Annotated in this window: 20 protein-coding genes; 7 read left to right on the top strand and 13 right to left on the bottom strand. The window is 63.5% G+C overall.

From position 1 onward, the window contains the following. Positions 1-646, top strand: a 646-nt coding sequence (locus WCB02_RS41175) for a phosphosulfolactate synthase (protein ID WP_423968546.1), incomplete at its 5' end; no start/stop codon positions are given. Between the two features lie 36 nt (positions 647-682). Here the strand turns inward: WCB02_RS41175 and WCB02_RS41170 are convergent. Then, positions 683-1,801, bottom strand: coding sequence for an alpha/beta fold hydrolase (locus tag WCB02_RS41170; protein ID WP_423968544.1), 1,119 nt, complete (start codon positions 1,799-1,801; stop codon positions 683-685). A 403-nt stretch (positions 1,802-2,204) separates the two neighbouring features. Then, positions 2,205-2,711 carry an Lrp/AsnC family transcriptional regulator gene (locus tag WCB02_RS41165; protein WP_423968555.1) on the bottom strand — a complete coding sequence of 169 codons (507 nt, stop codon included), beginning with the start codon at positions 2,709-2,711 and terminating at the stop codon, positions 2,205-2,207. A 163-nt stretch (positions 2,712-2,874) separates the two neighbouring features. Between WCB02_RS41165 and ald the strand changes: the two genes are divergently transcribed. Beyond that, complete coding sequence (gene ald / locus WCB02_RS41160; RefSeq protein ID WP_423968542.1) at positions 2,875-3,990, top strand: alanine dehydrogenase; 1,116 nt, start codon at positions 2,875-2,877, stop codon at positions 3,988-3,990. Positions 3,991-4,098: 108 nt separating this feature from the next. Here ald and WCB02_RS41155 read toward each other — a convergent pair whose 3' ends face one another. Next, complete coding sequence (locus tag WCB02_RS41155; RefSeq protein ID WP_423968539.1) at positions 4,099-4,872, bottom strand: class I SAM-dependent methyltransferase; 774 nt, start codon at positions 4,870-4,872, stop codon at positions 4,099-4,101. 99 nt (positions 4,873-4,971) lie between these two features. On the opposite strand from WCB02_RS41155, the gene WCB02_RS41150 reads away from it, so the two are divergent. After that, positions 4,972-5,766 carry a helix-turn-helix transcriptional regulator gene (locus WCB02_RS41150; protein ID WP_423968536.1) on the top strand — a complete coding sequence of 265 codons (795 nt, stop codon included), beginning with the start codon at positions 4,972-4,974 and terminating at the stop codon, positions 5,764-5,766. Between the two features lie 68 nt (positions 5,767-5,834). Here WCB02_RS41150 and WCB02_RS41145 read toward each other — a convergent pair whose 3' ends face one another. The 7 genes from WCB02_RS41145 to WCB02_RS41115 form a co-directional block, all read right to left on the bottom strand. Further along, complete coding sequence (locus tag WCB02_RS41145) at positions 5,835-6,527, bottom strand: ABC transporter ATP-binding protein (protein ID WP_423968552.1); 693 nt, start codon at positions 6,525-6,527, stop codon at positions 5,835-5,837. A 5-nt stretch (positions 6,528-6,532) separates the two neighbouring features. Continuing rightward, on the bottom strand, positions 6,533-8,278 hold the full coding sequence (locus WCB02_RS41140) for an ABC transporter permease subunit (RefSeq protein WP_423968548.1): 1,746 nt from the start codon (positions 8,276-8,278) through the stop codon (positions 6,533-6,535). Positions 8,279-8,360: 82 nt separating this feature from the next. Continuing rightward, positions 8,361-9,197 carry a branched-chain amino acid ABC transporter permease gene (locus tag WCB02_RS41135; protein ID WP_423968534.1) on the bottom strand — a complete coding sequence of 279 codons (837 nt, stop codon included), beginning with the start codon at positions 9,195-9,197 and terminating at the stop codon, positions 8,361-8,363. Between the two features lie 67 nt (positions 9,198-9,264). Further along, a complete protein-coding gene (locus tag WCB02_RS41130; protein ID WP_423968532.1) occupies positions 9,265-10,416 on the bottom strand; it encodes a substrate-binding protein in 1,152 nt (383 codons plus the stop codon). Positions 10,417-10,468: 52 nt separating this feature from the next. After that, positions 10,469-11,371: a nitrilase family protein gene (locus WCB02_RS41125; RefSeq protein WP_423968530.1), complete on the bottom strand. Its 903-nt coding sequence runs from the start codon at positions 11,369-11,371 to the stop codon at positions 10,469-10,471. A gap of 229 nt (positions 11,372-11,600) precedes the next feature. Continuing rightward, positions 11,601-12,224: an ANTAR domain-containing response regulator gene (locus WCB02_RS41120; RefSeq protein WP_423968527.1), complete on the bottom strand. Its 624-nt coding sequence runs from the start codon at positions 12,222-12,224 to the stop codon at positions 11,601-11,603. Continuing rightward, a complete protein-coding gene (locus WCB02_RS41115) occupies positions 12,221-13,399 on the bottom strand; it encodes a transporter substrate-binding domain-containing protein (RefSeq protein ID WP_423968525.1) in 1,179 nt (392 codons plus the stop codon). Before WCB02_RS41115 ends, WCB02_RS41120 begins: the two co-directional genes overlap by 4 nt. A gap of 268 nt (positions 13,400-13,667) precedes the next feature. Between WCB02_RS41115 and WCB02_RS41110 the strand changes: the two genes are divergently transcribed. Both WCB02_RS41110 and WCB02_RS41105 read left to right on the top strand, forming a co-directional pair. Beyond that, positions 13,668-13,889: a hypothetical protein gene (locus tag WCB02_RS41110; RefSeq protein ID WP_423968523.1), complete on the top strand. Its 222-nt coding sequence runs from the start codon at positions 13,668-13,670 to the stop codon at positions 13,887-13,889. 57 nt (positions 13,890-13,946) lie between these two features. Then, positions 13,947-14,321, top strand: coding sequence for a hypothetical protein (locus WCB02_RS41105; RefSeq protein WP_423968520.1), 375 nt, complete (start codon positions 13,947-13,949; stop codon positions 14,319-14,321). 51 nt (positions 14,322-14,372) lie between these two features. Here WCB02_RS41105 and WCB02_RS41100 read toward each other — a convergent pair whose 3' ends face one another. Beyond that, positions 14,373-14,642, bottom strand: a complete 270-nt coding sequence (locus tag WCB02_RS41100; RefSeq protein ID WP_423968518.1) for a hypothetical protein — start codon at positions 14,640-14,642, stop codon at positions 14,373-14,375. A 15-nt stretch (positions 14,643-14,657) separates the two neighbouring features. Continuing rightward, positions 14,658-14,903, bottom strand: a complete 246-nt coding sequence (locus WCB02_RS41095; RefSeq protein ID WP_423968516.1) for a hypothetical protein — start codon at positions 14,901-14,903, stop codon at positions 14,658-14,660. On the opposite strand from WCB02_RS41095, the gene WCB02_RS41090 reads away from it, so the two are divergent. Both WCB02_RS41090 and WCB02_RS41085 read left to right on the top strand, forming a co-directional pair. Next, positions 14,895-15,098 (top strand): hypothetical protein, encoded by a 204-nt coding sequence (locus WCB02_RS41090; protein WP_423968514.1) that lies wholly within the window; start codon positions 14,895-14,897, stop codon positions 15,096-15,098. The genes WCB02_RS41095 and WCB02_RS41090 overlap by 9 nt on opposite strands. Before the next feature lie 175 nt (positions 15,099-15,273). Continuing rightward, positions 15,274-15,429, top strand: a complete 156-nt coding sequence (locus WCB02_RS41085; protein WP_423968512.1) for a hypothetical protein — start codon at positions 15,274-15,276, stop codon at positions 15,427-15,429. Positions 15,430-15,946: 517 nt separating this feature from the next. Here the strand turns inward: WCB02_RS41085 and WCB02_RS41080 are convergent. Next, positions 15,947-16,207: a PilZ domain-containing protein gene (locus WCB02_RS41080; protein ID WP_423968509.1), complete on the bottom strand. Its 261-nt coding sequence runs from the start codon at positions 16,205-16,207 to the stop codon at positions 15,947-15,949. Positions 16,208-16,393: the final 186 nt, after the last annotated feature.

Genomic DNA, 16,393 nt, shown 5'->3' with positions numbered 1-16,393 from the left:
GTTCAAGACGGGGACCTCGCGCCTCTATCGCCAGGATCATTTGCGCCGGAAACTCGACCAATGCGCGGAGCACCGCGTCAGGCCGTTCATCGGCGGTCAGTTTCACGAATACGTCTTTGCCGTTTATGGCCCGACGGCGCTGGCCGAGTTTTATCGGGAGGCTCGCCGGATCGGCTTCGCCACCATCGAGGTCTCCGACAATGTGGTCCCGCTGACGTTGCAACAGCGGCGCGACCAGATCCGCGGCGCCGTGGACGCAGGTCTCGAAGTTTTCGGCGAGGTCGGCGCCAAGGATCGTTGCAGCTCCGCCGCCGAACTGATCGAGCAGGCCAACGAATCCTTCGCTGCCGGCGCGACGCTGGTGCTGGTGGAGGCGGCCGAACTCGTGATCGGCGGCCAGCCCAACACGGCGCTGCTTGACGACCTGACGCGACAGCTCGATATGGCACGCGTGATGATCGAACTGCCCGGCGCCTGGATACCGGGCGTGCGCAGCTGCGATATCGAAGCGCTCAAAAAGCTGCTGGTCGATGCCTTCGGACCGGACGTCAACGTCGCCAACGTCTCTCCGGATACCGTGATCGACTTCGAGGCGACCCGTACCGGCCTCGGTGTCGCGGGTCCGCTCGGCTATCGCACGGCGTGATCGGCGCGAGGAGGTTGCGCCGAGCCGCGGCAACCGCTAGCCAAAGCCTCCGTCCGGTGCGAGGTCCTTCATCCATCGCACGATCCGCGGCCAGTCGTTTTCGAGCGTCGCTCGTCCCATGAACAGACCGAGATGATCGGTTGACACGACCTCGTGCTTCATCCGGTCCTGCGGAGTGCCGACCAGCCGCTCCGCCGCAAGCGCTTGCTCCAGAGCAACCACTTCATCGTCGCTCCCGACCAAGAGATAGATCGGAAGCCGCACCTGCGACAGGTCGATCGTCCGCCCGAGCGCGACAAAATTACCCGTAGCGAGTTCATTGCGCTTGTAGAGTTTCTCGATGACCTCGAGATAGTAGGTTCCGGGAACGTCGATGGTCCAGGAATTCCATTTCCTGAACACGGCTTCGAGCGCGGCGAATTCCTGCGAGTCGGCCGGATGAGGCGTCTGCAGCGATCGACGGATGGCATTCACCTCGACGGTATCGTTTCCCCAGAATTTCGCGACATTGCGACCGATGACGCGGCCGTTGCCGAGATCGACCAGGCTCCGGAACAGGGTCAGCGGCGTCGCCGCCGCGATCGCCGACAATTCGGATTGTCCGGCAGCGACATCGATCGGCGGCCCGGCCATCACGAGCTTGCGGACCTTCCCCGGGAATCGTGCGGCATAGACCAGCGACAACCAGCCTCCCTGGCACAGCCCGACCAGATCAACGGTGCCGCCCAGATCGTCGACCAGGACATTGAGATCGGCAAGATAGTCGTCAATTCCGAGAAATCGCATGTCCGCGCTGGCCGAGCGCCAATCGGCCATGAACAGCCGGTCGAGTCCGGCGCCACGCAGCGCGGCAACGAGGCTGTGTCCGGCAGCAAGGTCGGCGACGGTGGCGCCATGCAGCGCGAGTGGCGTGCACAGTAGCGAGGGGACCCCGCTTTCAACGATGCTGAAATCACGGAGCCGGACCGTCTGGAGCTCGAGCGCAATCCTGCTTGGCGTTACGCCTTCCGGTTCCTGCGCGGCGCGGTCGCCCTCCAGCTCCAATCCCAGAAAATGCGCGGCCATGGACGAAGCCGTTTCGCCGGCCGACACAGCGGCAAGCGCCGGCCAGAAGAACGCCGCATAGGCAAACTGATCTCCGAGACGCCGATCCATTGGTTATCAGATGTCCGCTTAGATGTGGCCTGCTTGAGCCAGATCAACCTTGTCGCGTCATTTCGGTTCGCAACGCCGGCAGCATGGCAGGCGCGACGCCCATATTGCCGCATTGCAGCGTGATCACGGCGATGCCGGCATCGTTGTTCGCCTCGATCCACGCTGATCATTTTGAGGCGAAGCCTTCCTAATCACGGCAAAGAACTTTTGACAACGACGGTTACGGTTAGGGTTACGTACGGTTACGGCTGAGGCCGGTTACGTGGTTACGTTACGGGGGTCTTTAGACCCCGTAACGCGTAACCAACCCCGAACCACCTCGTGCTTTAACCTCATTCGCGTCAAACCATCCACCGCTCGCCAAGCTGCCCAATGAGTCGTACCGCACCGGGCGCCGAGCCTGTCAAGCCGCGCCTTTCTTCGATCTCCCCGGCCGCTGCGTCGCGCCAAAGATCACCGGCGGTACCGCGCGATTGACGACCTCGCGCATCGCAAAGCTCGATTGAATCCGGGCGACCCGGGGCAACCGGGACAGCTCGGTTCTGTGGATGCGCTCAAAGTCCTCGATATCGCGCGCCATCACGATGACGATGTAATCGTCGCTGCCGGACATCAGAAAACATCGCACGACCGACGGACAGTTGACGACGGCAGCCTCGAACGATCGCAGCGCCTCCTCGTTCTGGCTCTCGAGGGTGACCCTGACCAGCACGGTCGTGGAGAGGCCGAAGCGCGCCAGATCCAGCACGGCCTGATAGCCACGGATAAAACCTTCCTCCTCCAGCATCTTCTGGCGCCGCGCGATTGCGGTGCTGGAGAGCGCCACGCGCTCGGCGAGCTCGACCTGGCTGGCACGGGCATTGGCCGTGAGTTCCGCCAGGATCGCGGTGTCGATATTGTCGAGCTGCATCACACTCACGACTGATTGTTTTGGATTGGGTTAGATGTCTGCGCCAGATCTTGCCGTGACACCGATTTCCAGCAAGGAAATGGATTAAAGCACTGAGATCGCGAGGTTTCAAACCCGAATCTGCGGTAGATCATCGACAGGGTCCAGCGAGGGAGTGCCAGCGATGCGCGTCGGAGTGCCAAGAGAGATCAAGATCCACGAGTATCGCGTCGGTCTGACGCCGGGCGCCGCCCGTGAATATGTCGCAGCGGGCCATAGCGTCGTCATCGAGACCAATGCAGGCGTGGGAATCGGCGCGACCGACGAGGCCTACCGCAAGGCGGGAGCGGTTATCGCCGACACAGCGGCCGAGATTTTCGCGACCTGCGACATGATCGTCAAGGTCAAGGAGCCGCAGCCGGGCGAATGGACCAGGCTGCGCGAAGGCCAGATCCTGTTCACCTATCTGCATCTGGCGCCGGACCCCGAGCAGGCCAAGGGCCTGATGGCTTCCGGCTGCACCGCGATCGCCTATGAGACGGTCACCGATGCGAAGGGCGGGCTGCCGCTGCTTGCACCGATGAGCGAGGTCGCAGGACGGCTCTCCATCGAAGCGGCAGGCGCTGCCTTGAAACGCAGCGCCGGCGGCCGCGGCATTCTGCTCGGCGGCGTCCCCGGTGTCGCGCCGGCCCGTGTCGTGGTGATCGGCGGAGGGGTTGTCGGCACCCATGCGGCGCGGATGGCGGTCGGCCTTGGCGCGGAGGTCACGGTTCTCGACCGCGCGATCCCGCGGCTGCGTGAACTCGACGAGCTTTTCGCAGGACGCATCCGCACCCGCTTTCCGACCACCGAGGCGATCGAACAGGAGGTGTTCGCGGCCGACGCCGTGATCGGCGCAGTGCTCGTCCCGGGCGCCAGCGCGCCCAAACTGGTCACGCGCCAGATGCTGAAGTCCATGCAGCAGGGCGCGGTGCTGGTCGACGTCGCGATCGATCAGGGTGGCTGCTTCGAAACCTCCCATCCGACCACCCATGCCGATCCGACCTACCAGGTCGACGGCATCATCCACTACTGCGTGGCCAACATGCCCGGCGCCGTCCCCCTCACCGCGAGTCATGCTCTCAACAATGCGACGCTGCCGTTCGGCCTCGCGCTTGCGAGCAAGGGGGTTGCGGCGGTCGCGCAGAATCCGCATCTGCGCGCCGGGCTCAATGTTCACCGCGGCCGCGTCACCAACAGGGCCGTCGCCGAAAGCCTTGGCCTGCCCTGCCCGCCGATCGAGGAGCCGATCGCGGCGTAACAGGACGTTTCGTCCTGTTTTGACAGGTCCGGCACGAGCGTCATCCGCCGGTCCCGGCAATGACAACAGGACCAGTGTGGGGATGTTCATCGCAACGGCGGCTGTGCTTCATCCGGCAGGCATTTTGCCGGCTTCGAAGAGGGCGACATCGATACTGAAGCTGCCATCGGGTGTGGTCTCGAAATAGGATGTGACATCGCTCGACACGGCTTTCTGGAGCGCTCGGATCGCGGCGACCTGGGCGTCGGGTGTCGCCATCCGTCCCACCCAGGAGGTGAAGTCGAGCCGCACGCGAAAGCGCCTGGTCGTTTCGCAGACCAATCCCGCCGCGGCCAGGCAGGCCTCCCATTCCGCTCGCGCATAGTCGCGCACATGCGAGGGATCCCGCAGCATCTCGATCGTCTGGAAGAAGGTGTCGCGCAACGCTGTCCCGGGCGCGACCGCATCCACGAAGCCTGCGACGCCGCCGGGTTTCAGCACACGAGCCGCCTCGCGCAGCCCGCCGGCAAAATCCCGCCAATGGTGCGCGCTGTAACGGCTCAGCACGACATCGAAGGAGGCGTCCTCGAACGGCAGATCCTCGGCCGTTCCCTGTCGGGTATTCACATTGCGGAGGCCGCGCTCCTTCGCGGTCGCCTCCACGACCGCGAGCATGTCTGTTGAGAGATCATAGGCGACCACCTCTCCCGCATGCGGCGCCGCGCCGAAGCTGACGTGTCCGCCGCCGCAACCGAGGTCGAGAATCCGCGCGCCGGGCCGGCGCCGCGCCAATTCCGTCAACGCTTCGAGATCGGCGCCGTGCGCGTGCACCTCGCTCGTGAGGTAGGCACCTGCTCGCGAGCCGAACTGGCTTTCCACCAAGGTCTCGTGACTGCGGTTCATCGTCGTTGCCTTTCGATCTGGCTCCTTGCGGGAGCGTAGCACTATGCTTGATCCGTAAACTGGTTTAAGTGCCTAGTTTATACGGGTATATTTTCCACCATGATCAAGCCACTCACCCAGGAGCGAAAACGGCAGCTCGGAGATTTCGTCCGAGCCCAGAGGGAGAAGCTGAGGCCGGAAACGCTTGGCCTTCCCGCTGGCGGCCGGCGCCGGACATCCGGGCTACGACGTGAGGAGGCTGCTCAGCTCTGTGGGCTAAGCGTGACCTGGTACACCTGGCTCGAACAGGGCCGCGACGTCTCCGTGTCGCCCTCTGCGCTGGCAAGGCTTGCCGACGCCCTGCGGCTTGGCCAAGCGGAGCGCGCTTACGTGTTCGAACTGGCTGACCGGCGGGATCCGGATGAGAGAGTTGGAGAAACCGATGCCGTTCCGCCCGCCGCCATCGCATCGCTGAAAGCCATCGACGCGCCGGCGTACCTGCTCGATCGCGGCTGGAATGCACTTGGCTGGAACAGACAGGCCGAGCAATTGTTCGTCGGCTGGCTCGACAAGCCGGGAGAACACAATCTCTTGCGCTATATCTTTCTCGAGCCCGGTGCACGCACCCTGATCCACGATTACGAGGAGCGCGCACGACGCGTCGTCGCGGAGTTCCGGGCAAATGTCGGAACCCATCTCGAGGACGCGCCGTTGCGTGCTCTTACCGAGGAGCTACGATTGAACAGCCCCCGGTTCGCGCAGGTATGGGATGAGCAAAGCGTGCAATCGCGCGAGGGCGGCATGCGCACTTTCAACCATCCGGGACGCGGAGTTCTTCGCTATGAACAGGTGACCTTCAATCTCGCGAGCCGATCCGATCTGAAATTGACGATCCTCTTGCCGGAAGCTCGGTGAACCGCCTGGCGCGGCGTCGCTGCAATGATGGGTGACTTTAAGCGCGAAGCCTGGCTCGTCATCCCGACTCAAATCCGCATATGACTTTCGATCCGTGCGGCGGCGCCGGAATCCACCGCGGCGCTGTCGACCACCTCGCCCCGCTTGAGCACGAGATAGCGGCCGGCGATGCCGAGCGCGAACGGCAGATGCTGCTCGATCACGATCATCGACATGCCGATGTCGCGCCGGAACCGCATCAGCACCTCCGCCAGGCGGTCGACCAGCGAGGGCTGCAGCCCCTCGGTGACCTCGTCGAGCAAAAGGACTTCCGGCTTGGCCATCAGCGCCCGCGCCACGATCAGCATCTTCTGCTCGCCGCCCGACAGCGTGCCGGCCCGCTGTTGCAGGCGCTGCGTCAGCACCGGAAACCATTGGCCAACCTGTTCCAGCGCCGCATCGAGATCCCTGTCGGACAACAGGCCGAGCCGCAGATTGTCGCGGATCGTCAGATCCTGGAACAGCGCCTGCTCCTGCGGCACATAGACGAGACCGCGCCGCCGCTTCAGATGCGGCGGCATGCGGGTAACGTCCTTGCCATCGAGCCTGACGCTGCCGTTCCAGGCCGGCAGGAAGCCCAGCACCGCCTTCAACAGCGACGTCTTGCCCATGCCGTTCTTGCCGACAATCGCCAGCACCTCGGATTTCGCGAGCTTGAAGGAGACGTCGCTGATCACCTCGGAGGTGCCGTAGCCGCTCACCAGCCCGTTGACATCCAGCATGCAGGTCATGGCACGACCTCAGGGGTGGCCTGCGCCCGGCCCGTATAGATCTCGCGCACCAACGCGCTGTTGACGACCTCATCGACCGATCCATCCAGCGCCACGCGTCCGCCGTGCAGCACGATGATGCGCGACGAGATCTCGCGGACGAAATCGAGGTCATGCTCGACCAGCAGAATGCACAGCCGATCCCGCGACGCCAGCGCGGTCAGGATATCCGCAAAACCCTGGCGCTCGGCCCGCGTCAGGCCGGCGGTCGGTTCATCGAGCAACAGGATCTCCGGCTCGAGCGAGAGCACCATGGCCAGCTCGAGCGCCTGCTTCAGGCCATGGCTGAGGTTCTGGGCCTCCTCGCCCAGGCGCTCGGCCAGTCCCGATCGTTCGAGCACGGAGATCGCCGCGGGCGGCAGCTCGAGGACCGTCGATGTTGCCGTCCATGACGGCCGCGTGCGACGGATACGGGCGACCCGCAGGCACTCGGCGACCGTCAGCGTCTCGAACACCGAGGCGGTCTGGAACTTGCGTCCGAGACCGAACCGCACGATCTGGTCCGGCGGAAGCCGATCGATCGGCTGCCCGGCAATGGCGACGAAGCCGCTCGAGCGCTCGCGCCCGTCGGAGAGGCAGCGGATCAGCGTCGTCTTGCCGGCGCCGTTCGGCCCCACCAGGCTCAAAAGCTCGCCGCGCCGCGCCGTGAACTGAACGCCGTCGAGCACCAGCAGGCTGCCAAAATGCTTGCCGAGGTCGCGAACCTCGATTGCGACCTCGCTTCCCTTCTCGGCGGCCGCGGAGTGTGCCGCCGTGGCGCGGAGGCAAACCACCCATCCATCCCGTCGCCGCGCGTCGCCGCGCAGGAATTGCCTGACCAACCCGACCAGACCATCGGGGAACACCAGAATGACCGCGATCAGCGCCAGTCCGACGATGAGCTCCCAGACATAGGGCAGGCTGCCGGAGAGATAGGCGCTCGCGACCTCGATGCTCAGCGCGCCGACGATGGCGCCGATGACGGTGCCACGGCCTCCGAGCGCGACCATGATGATCAGCCGTGTGCCGAAGGTGAAGCTGGCATTCTCCGGCGCTGCGACCGCACCAAAAGCGGCGTAGCCGAAGCCGGCCAGGGCCGCTACCACCGCCGTCAGCACCAGAACGACGATACGGGTGCGCGACGTATCGATGCCGAGATAGGTGCAGCGTGCGTCGTTGTCGCGGAGCGCCTTGAGCAGGCAGCCGGTATCGCTCCGCATCACGATCAGCGCCACCACGGCCGCAGCGACCAGGCCGAGCCCCGCCAGACGAAACCACGCCTCGAACGAAAGGTCGAAACTGTCGAAGCCGACGAGGCCGCTGGACGAGCCGGTGAAAGTTCCGCCGGAGTACAGGATCTGCACCAGCACGATGGGCACCACCAGCGATACGATCGATGCATAAAGCGGCGTCGAGCCCGGATAGAACGAAAGCCAGCCCGTCAGGAACGCAACGACAGCAGCGACGATGATGGTGGCGCCCAATGCCAGGAGCGCCTGCCAGGTGCCAAAGTCGAATTCGGTGAAGGCGATCGCCAGTGCATAGACGCCAATCCCGAAAAAGGCGGACTGGCCGAATGTCAGCGTGCCGCAATAGCCCCACATGATGTCGACGGTGATGGCCGCGATCGCGACGAAAAACGCGCGGATCAGGATGTTGACCATGTAGGTATCCAGCAGCGACGGCGCGATCACGACAGCGGCGATCGTCGCCAGGGCGAACAGTACGAGCCAGGATCTCGCGGCGAGCCCGCGGCCGATCGGCGTCGCGGCTATGCGCTTGATCTCCTGCGCCTGCTCGTGGGCCTCAGGCACGCGCAAACCCCTCGGGTCGGATGCGAAGCACGACGGCGGCGCAGATTGCGATCGTCAGTCCGCCGAGGATGGGATTGACGAAGGTCGATACCAGCACCTGCAGTCCGCCGAGCACGAGGCAGGAGAGCGCCAGCGTCAACAGCGATCCGCCGGACACCATGACCAGCATGAAGGCGCTGATCAGCCACGGCACGCCCATGTTCGGATCGACGCTCGATAGCGGCGTGATCAGCGCGCCCGCGAGCGCGGCGAGCCCGCTGCCGAGCGCGAAGGTGAACAGCCGGACGCGCGCGCTGTCGACGCCCAGGCCCTGCGCGAGCATCTCGTTCATGATGACGGCTCGTGTCGACAGACCAAGGCGGGTACCGCTGAGCAGCGCGGTGAAAACCACCGCGACGATCAATGCGGCGCCGATCATGACGATGCGATAGGCCGAATAGTCGACGCCCAAGAGGTCGATGGTGCCGGTGATCGGCGCCTGGACGAACTGCACCTCGCGGCCGAACGCCAGCGTAATGAGCTGCCCGATCACGATCCCGAGCCCCCATGTCGCCAGGATCGCGTCGAGCGGGCGCTGATACAGCCGCCGCACGATGGTCGCCTCCGTCACGGCGCCGCAGACGGCGCCTGCGGCAAAGGCGAGCGCCAGAGCCAGCACCCATGGCAGTCCGAGGCTGGCGCCGACCAGGGCCGCATAGCCGCCGACCGTCACGAACGCGGCGTGCGCGAAGTTGATGATCTTCATCACCCCGAACACGATGAGAAGCCCGGAGGCGATGATGAAGAGCAACGCCGCCGTCGTGACCGCATCGAGCGCCAGGGTCAGCATGCTCCCTCCTCTTCAACAGGACCGCGCGAAGCGGATTGCTGTCCGCTTCGCGCAAGCGTCGTCGCCGTCAGGATTTTGGCGGGCACTGCTGGCCCGGATCGACGTTTTGGAAGCTCTGAATGACCTTCACGCTGCCATCGGCCTGGACCTGGCCCAGATACATCGTGAGCGGCGCGTGATGCTGCTTGTCCATCCGGATGCTGCCGCGCGGTCCGTCAACGGACACATCGGCCAATGCTTTCAGGACTTTCTGCGGGTCGGTTCCTCCAGCCTTCTCGACCGCGGCCTTGTAGGCGTAGACGGCCTCGTATTCCGGCACCGAGAGGTCGTTCGGCGTCTTGAGGTCGGCGCCGAACTTCTTGCTCATGGCCGCGAGAAAGGTCTTGTTGGCGGCGCTGTCGATCCCGGTGACATAAGACGCGGAGATATAGATCCCGGTCGCATCAGCGCCCATGCTCTTGGCGGTGCCTTCGTCGACGGCGAGATTGCCGTAAGGCAGGCTGACGCCCGCCGCGCGCAGCTGCTTGGTCAGCGTCACATTGGGGGCCCCGCCCGCCGTCGAGGTGATGACGGCGTCGGCGCCGGAGGCCTTCAGCTTGGAGATGATCGACGTCCAGTCCGAACCGTCCATCGGCAAATACTCTTCGCCGACCACCTTGCCGCCGGTCTTCTCGATATAGGCCTTGGTAAAGGCCAGCATGCCCCGGCCGAAGGCATAGTCCGAGCCGATCAGGAAGTAATTCTTGGCCTTCTTCTCCTTGTTGAAATAGTCGACGATCGGCGGGACCTGCTGATCCGGCACCCAGGCGTTGACGTAGAGATACGGACTGCAGGATCTGCCCTCGTAGAACGAGGTGTAGATGTAGGGTGTCTTGCCGCGCGCGACGATCGGCAGGCCGGCATTGCGCGCCGCGCTGGTTTCCATCGAGATCAGCACATTGTCCTTTTTCTGGAAGATGAGCGAGTCGAACGCCTTCTGGGCACCTGCAGCTCCGGAGGCGTCGTCGGCGACATCGAGCGCGAGCGGACGGCCCAGCACGCCGCCCTTGGCGTTGATCTCATCGACCGCCAGTTGGGCTGACTGCACGACCGATGGTGCCACCACCGAGTTCGCGCCGGAAAGGCCCACCGGCACCCCGATCCTGATCGGATCGGCGGCCATCGCCGGCGCTGCCGCCGCGGCCAATGCAAAGGAAATCAAAACGAGACGCGAAGTCATCAGCTATTCTCCATCTTTTGCGAGTGTTCGAATGGGAGTGTTCGAATGTCCGTCAGTACCAACCGCGCTTGATGTCGCTGCCCAGCATCTCGTCGTAGAGATCGGAACGGCGGTCGCGCAGCACCTGATTGAAGGCGTTCCAGTTGCGCGCCCGTCGGGCTTCGCCGAGCGCAACGTCGGCGACCAGGATCTCCTCCTTGTCGCGGCTGGCGGGGCCGGCTATCGGCCAGCCGGTGTGGCCGACGATCAGGCTCTGGCCTTCGAAGGGCTGCCCCCGCTCCGTTCCGACACGATCGGCGCAGGCGATGTAGATCGAGTTCGAATGCGCCGCCGCCATGGCGAGAATGTTCGCCATCGCCTCGCGGCCTTCGGCCTGGCCAGGGATCGGCACCCAGTTGGTCGGGACGCAGACGATGTCCGCGCCCTGCAGGGCGGCGAGACGATAGGTTTCGGGAAACCAGCCGTCATAGCAGATCGCCATGCCGATGCGGCCGACCGCGGTATGGAAAACCGGAAAGCCGAGGTCGCCGGGTTCGAAGTACAGATTCTCTTCGTTCCAGAGATGGACCTTGCGAAAGGTTCCGATGGTGCCGGCTGGCCCGATCAGGACGGCGCTGTTGAACAGCTTGGCGCCGTCGCGCTCGCAGATGCCCGCGACGAGATGCAGCCTGTGCCGCGCCGCGATTTCGCTCCAGGCCTTCACGGTCGGCCCAGTCGGGATCGGTTCGGAAGCGGCGAAGGCCTCCTCGCGTGACCTGAACATGTAACCGCTGTTGCAGAGCTCCGGCAGCACGATCAGCTTGGCGCCGAGTTCGACCGCGCGATTGATCAATCCGATGCTGTGCGCGACATTGGCCTCGACGTTGCCGAGCGCCGGCTGCATCTGGACGCAGGCGATGCGAATTTTTGTTTCATCGGCTGTGGTCGGGCCAGATGAATGCGCAGATGACTCCATCGCACAACGCTCCCCGCGCAAGCCAGTCAAGCAGCCTGCACCAAACAAAAAGCCCCCGACTGCGCCAAAGGCGCAATGCGAGGGCTACACAGCCGTTTTCGTATGGCCTACCGGCCATAGCGGCGAGCAACGCGTGGCTCACCGCACCTCCCAGTAACTCTGAACCTCCGCTTCAAGTCAACGACGAAGAATGCAAAAAAAGCAGGCCGCTGCTGCTCAAGCGATAAGCTCAACGCTGCGTCGATGCGTCGAGAACGCCAAGTCCCCCAAGCGTTTCCTGCGCGCTGATGATCGAGACCGCGATATCGGCCATGGTCAGCCGCCGCTGCGTCGCCTGCTGGCGGATCAATTCATACGCCTCGAACTCGCTGACTTTCTTGAGACCGACCAGGATCTTGACCGCCTTGTCGACATCGCGGCGGGCTTTCAGCGTCTCCTCGAGCTTCTGGACCTTGGCTTCGAGCCTGCGCGTGTAGCCGCGCAGCGACCTTGCGAGCACCAGCGAGGAGAGGATGCCGAACGAGCGGATCGGCTTGTTGACGACGGCGTGCGCATTGCTGTCGAGCAGCCGCTTCAGAATCGTCGGGTTCTCGTAGTCCACGATCGCAACCAGCGTTGGCGGATGATCCTCGGAAATGGTCGGAAACACCGTGTCGTCCGAGCTCTCGACCAACTGGAACACGGTGTCGATATCGTGCGGTATCGTGGCGGGCGGCGGCCAGACGCCGCGCACGTTGCAGCCGATGCGCTTGAGCTGATCGATCAGCGCTTCGCTTTCGGCGTCGCGCGGGTGGATGACCAGAACGCGCGCGCCGCGCAAATCTTCGATCAGACGACGGACCCCTGGCTTCATGCGGTCGCCGCCTCCTCCGTCAGCCAGCGTCCGCCGATCGGTGAAACCGAAAGATACGGGTCCGGCTTGATCGGGCTCTTGCCCTCCCAGACGATGTCGAACTGGCCGTCGGGGCGAACCCGACCGATCCGCGGCGTCAGCCAGACGTGGTTGTTATCAGGATCGATCTGGATCGGGCCTTCTGGCGAATCGAAACTGAGCCCGAGCGCGGCCTCGACCAGCCGCTGGGTGTCGAGGCTGCCCGCCTGGGTCAGGGCCTTCTCGAACAGTTTCACCTGCGCATAGGCGCCGGCGCTCCACATGCTGACCGGTGTGCCCGCGCCGAAGGCTTTTGCGAAGGCCTGCTTGAACCGGCTGTTGCTCTCACGCTCGAGTGAGCCGAAATAGCTCGCCGCGGTCAGGTGTCCGGCGCAATATTCCGGTCCGATCTCGCGGATCTCGCCTTCGGCCATGGTCAGGCTCGCGATCGGCAGCTGGCTTGGATCCACGCCCATCGTGGCGAACAGCCGGTAGAATCGTTGCGCCGTGCGGCCGACGATCGTCGAAAACACCACATCCGGCGCCCGCATCCGGATCGTTTCCAGCGCCCGCTTCAATTCGGCGTCGCCGGCATCCATGGCGACATATTGCTCGCCGGCGACCTGGCCCGCATAGGATTCGATCAGGTCGCGCATGATCCGGTTGGATTCGCGGGGATAGATATAATCGGAGCCGATCAGGTAGACGCGGGGCCCATGTTTCCGCACGATGTATTCGGCGAGCGGAAAACTGTTCTGGTTGGGCGCAGCACCGGTATAGATGACGTTTGGCGAGTATTCGAAGCCCTCATAGAGCGAGGGATACCATAACAGCCCGTTGCGCCGTTCGATCGCCGGCAGCACCGCTTTGCGCTCGGCCGAGGTCGAGCACCCGAAGATCACGGAAGCGCCATCCTCGGTCAGAAGCCGGTCGGCCATCTTGCGGTAGGTCTCAGGCGCCGAACCCGGATCGTAGGCGATGACCTCGATCTCGCGTCCGAGAATGCCGCCGGCGTCGTTGATCTCCTGGATGGCCAGGGCGGTGCCGAAAAAATGCTCCGATTCCGAGATCGCCATCAATCCGCTGCGCGAAAACAGCACGCCAACGCGCCAGACCTCCCGATCGGATTGCTTAGCGAGCCGCCCCGCCTTTGCCATTTTGCCCTTGTCTCCTGCGGCGCCAGGCACGACAAGCGCGTGCGATCCTGAGTGCGACAGGATATTGCGGGTTCGCTCCGCCAATGGCAACTTTGGAATCCTCTGGGCGTAGCAGAGGCCGACATGCAAAATTCGTCGGCGAAAGTTGTTACGGAACTTCGCAAGCCCCTCGCCATTGTGCTATAGGTGCGAGGCGCGACGCGGCACGAAGATTGCTTCGGAAGCGATGGGTGGCTGGAAAACTTCTTGAAAACTTGGAGTTCTGGCAATGGCTACACAGATCGTGATGGATCACAGCGGCGACAGCCGATTTTCTTTCAACGCCAACGACACGGAGGCTCTCGCGAAGGCGGAGGAGCGATTTAGGGAGTTGACCCTGGTCGGCTTTACCGCTGCAGTTCGCACTGCCTCCGGTGAAGTATCCCTGATTCGTTCGTTTGATCCCGCCGCGGAAGAGACCTTGTTCTTCCCGCGACTTGTCGGCGGCTAACGCCGTCGTCTCGCGATGTGGCTGCTCCGACGACGCGCGGCAGAGGCACGCCCGCGAATGCGTGCCTTGCGCGAGTTGTACAAGAAGTTCCTGGGTGAGAATGACAGCGAATCCCGCGGATTGCGCCTGCTGAGAGACTGGCTGTCGGCTGAACAGCGCGCGCAATTCGACGCTAAGCGGTATTTCGAAGTCATCGGCTGCCATAGCGGAAGGCGCTACCGAATCCACTATGGTTCGGCGACGAATGTGCATGAGATCGACCACGCCGGACGTCCGAGGGTCGGCTGGTGCTTCGTGCCGGTTGGTTATCTGGTCGCAGGCGATGTGATGCTTGCGCAGAAGATCGCCCTGGAGACCAACGAGCGCGGCGCGCTGGCGTTGGCGAACAGGTTTGTCCCGAAAGACACCGACTGCCTGAACCTGCCCTATTGAGGCTGCCGCCGTTTTCACAATCGGCGAGATTCGCGGGTCGGAAGCCAGGATTTATTGCGACTTGTCGGTTTGATCGCGCTCCCTGCGCAAAAAGCCCAGCGCTGCAAGCATCGCCAGCATGAGCGCGGTGAGCATCGCCGCGCCGCGGATCTGTTCGATCGAAAAGCCGAGATCGACCCTGGCGACATGCCCAAGCATGATGGCCAAATAGCCGGCGACACAAATAGCAAGGGCAATGGTCAGAGAGGAGTCGATTCTGTCTTCCATTCGGCTCGTCGTCCTTTCTTGATGAGCTCCCGATATAGCTTGCTGAGCGATCATTCTATGTGAGGCGCCTCACAATTGATACCGCAACGCGGCCAAGGCCGTAGTAGCACGGATGAAAACGTCACGCGGTTGCTCGCCAGCAGGTCTTTGCCCGTGCAACTTGATCCTCTGAAAACCTTGGCAATCAACCGCCGCCTCGATGATTGCCGTGCGAAAGCTGTTGATCGCGACCGGCGCGTCCTTGCCCCCTGCCAAAACTTCGCGGACATTCGACCTGCGATAACCCACGGCGGCGGGGGACGTGACATGGCTCATCAGGATGCGGGATTCGACTATGATCGCTACCGGCAATTGCTGGTGGAGGCGGTCGACGAGCGGAAGCGGTTGGCGTTGATCAATCTCCTGATCGAGGAGCGGGCCATGGAACGGCTGGCGGACCACATCGCCTCGGATCGCGCGGCGATGACGGCCGCGGCGGTGGCAAACGTGGTCCGCGCGCGGCGCATCTGATTTGCAGATCCGCTTTTTGCGGGCGGTCTTTTGCAGATCAGCCTTGACCAACTTGTAACGCCGGATGCGGGATTTTACGGCGATTCTGTTAACGACGTGTCGCAACCGACCATAAAGATTTCAGAATTAAAACTCTCGCCGGTTCAGCTGGAACCGTTGGTTGAGAGGTATTTTGATGAATATGATTTCATACGTCGTGCCGCGCAGTATTGCCACTGCTGCCGCCACCGATCAATCGTTCGGAGCGGTTGCGCTGGTGTCCTGCCTCGGTCTTTTGGCCTCGGCTTGCCTGATGATGTTTGGCATCAACCTCGGCATGGCCTGGAGTTAGTTGGCTGCGTCCCTACCGCATGATGGTTCTGGTTAAGTCGGCCCCGCCCAGCGGGGCCTCTTACCTCTCCCCGCAGGGGCCTCTTGCAGGGAGAGGTAAATTCCGCAGCGCTGGACGTGGGCACAAGCCCTTTTATGACGCAGCAGAGCTGACTGGCGGGCGGATTGCCAGGTCTGGCGTTCGGGTTAGCGAACGGACCGCGCATTGATTGCGCGTTGCGACACGATTTTGGCGCAAGCTGTCTCCCCTGCGCCCTCCTCGCCGCGTTTTGCCTCGCCGCGCTGAATATCTCGTTCGCCATCGCACCATGGCCGAGCGGCGACGGCGCAGGAGATCACAGCCGCTCGGCTCGTCGCCGGGCAGAGCGCCGGGACCGGTTAACGATCCGCTATCGATGAGTTGAAGGTCCACGCGACCCGACCTTCTCCATCACTGGCGCGCGGCTAAAAGCCTCGATGACCTTTGAGGATCTGGAAAAGAAGCTCCAATCATTGCCGAAGCGCTAAGAAAACTCCGGCTATTTGCCGGTTTGTCGCGGCGCAATGAAACTCAGTCCGATCCGGTTTTTCTGGATCCAGGCGACGCTGCATTCATGCACTGATCCGTCGCTGGCCATCACCAGGCGGAAGCGCTGCGGGACGAAGGCTGGGTTATCGACGTCGATGGCCGCACCCTCGGGCGAAATATTACGTACCACACAGCTCATCACCGAACCGCTCGCGGAGACGTAGGCGGGTTCGTCGATCTCGGTGCGCGGATACTTGCGCCGTTCTTCCATAACCCTGCCCCGATCACATGCCCGTCCCAGGCTAGCCGCAAAGCTTAAACAAATCGAATGCCTTGTCGCGTGGCGCACGGCGCCGGCAGGTGGCGAGCCGAGGCCCGCGCCGCGGGCGCAGCGAACCCCAGCGGATATCAATCGCAAACGCGTTCGTGACGGCGTGACGGTGGGGTGGGCTTGCCG

The organism is Bradyrhizobium sp. (assembly GCF_049581145.1).
GTDB lineage: Bacteria > Pseudomonadota > Alphaproteobacteria > Rhizobiales > Xanthobacteraceae > Bradyrhizobium.
Note: the sequence above shows the minus strand (reverse complement) of the source record. Positions and strands in the feature narration are given on the sequence as shown.

Excerpts from the sequence above, each read along its gene's own strand:
- WCB02_RS41150 (WP_423968536.1), top strand. The coding sequence starts at position 4,972 with ATGATCAAGCCACTCACCCAGGAGCGAAAACGGCAGCTCGGAGATTTC.
- WCB02_RS41115 (WP_423968525.1), bottom strand. The coding sequence starts at position 13,399 with ATGGCAAAGGCGGGGCGGCTCGCTAAGCAATCCGATCGGGAGGTCTGG.
- WCB02_RS41095 (WP_423968516.1), bottom strand. The coding sequence starts at position 14,903 with ATGAGCCATGTCACGTCCCCCGCCGCCGTGGGTTATCGCAGGTCGAAT.
- WCB02_RS41130 (WP_423968532.1), bottom strand. The coding sequence starts at position 10,416 with ATGACTTCGCGTCTCGTTTTGATTTCCTTTGCATTGGCCGCGGCGGCA.
- WCB02_RS41090 (WP_423968514.1), top strand. The coding sequence starts at position 14,895 with ATGGCTCATCAGGATGCGGGATTCGACTATGATCGCTACCGGCAATTG.
- WCB02_RS41135 (WP_423968534.1), bottom strand. The coding sequence starts at position 9,197 with ATGCTGACCCTGGCGCTCGATGCGGTCACGACGGCGGCGTTGCTCTTC.
- ald (WP_423968542.1), top strand. The coding sequence starts at position 2,875 with ATGCGCGTCGGAGTGCCAAGAGAGATCAAGATCCACGAGTATCGCGTC.
- WCB02_RS41170 (WP_423968544.1), bottom strand. The coding sequence starts at position 1,801 with ATGGATCGGCGTCTCGGAGATCAGTTTGCCTATGCGGCGTTCTTCTGG.
- WCB02_RS41100 (WP_423968518.1), bottom strand. The coding sequence starts at position 14,642 with ATGATCGCTCAGCAAGCTATATCGGGAGCTCATCAAGAAAGGACGACG.
- WCB02_RS41105 (WP_423968520.1), top strand. The coding sequence starts at position 13,947 with ATGCGTGCCTTGCGCGAGTTGTACAAGAAGTTCCTGGGTGAGAATGAC.
- WCB02_RS41145 (WP_423968552.1), bottom strand. The coding sequence starts at position 6,527 with ATGCTGGATGTCAACGGGCTGGTGAGCGGCTACGGCACCTCCGAGGTG.
- WCB02_RS41155 (WP_423968539.1), bottom strand. The coding sequence starts at position 4,872 with ATGAACCGCAGTCACGAGACCTTGGTGGAAAGCCAGTTCGGCTCGCGA.
- WCB02_RS41110 (WP_423968523.1), top strand. The coding sequence starts at position 13,668 with ATGGCTACACAGATCGTGATGGATCACAGCGGCGACAGCCGATTTTCT.
- WCB02_RS41080 (WP_423968509.1), bottom strand. The coding sequence starts at position 16,207 with ATGGAAGAACGGCGCAAGTATCCGCGCACCGAGATCGACGAACCCGCC.
- WCB02_RS41120 (WP_423968527.1), bottom strand. The coding sequence starts at position 12,224 with ATGAAGCCAGGGGTCCGTCGTCTGATCGAAGATTTGCGCGGCGCGCGC.
- WCB02_RS41085 (WP_423968512.1), top strand. The coding sequence starts at position 15,274 with ATGAATATGATTTCATACGTCGTGCCGCGCAGTATTGCCACTGCTGCC.
- WCB02_RS41125 (WP_423968530.1), bottom strand. The coding sequence starts at position 11,371 with ATGGAGTCATCTGCGCATTCATCTGGCCCGACCACAGCCGATGAAACA.
- WCB02_RS41165 (WP_423968555.1), bottom strand. The coding sequence starts at position 2,711 with ATGCAGCTCGACAATATCGACACCGCGATCCTGGCGGAACTCACGGCC.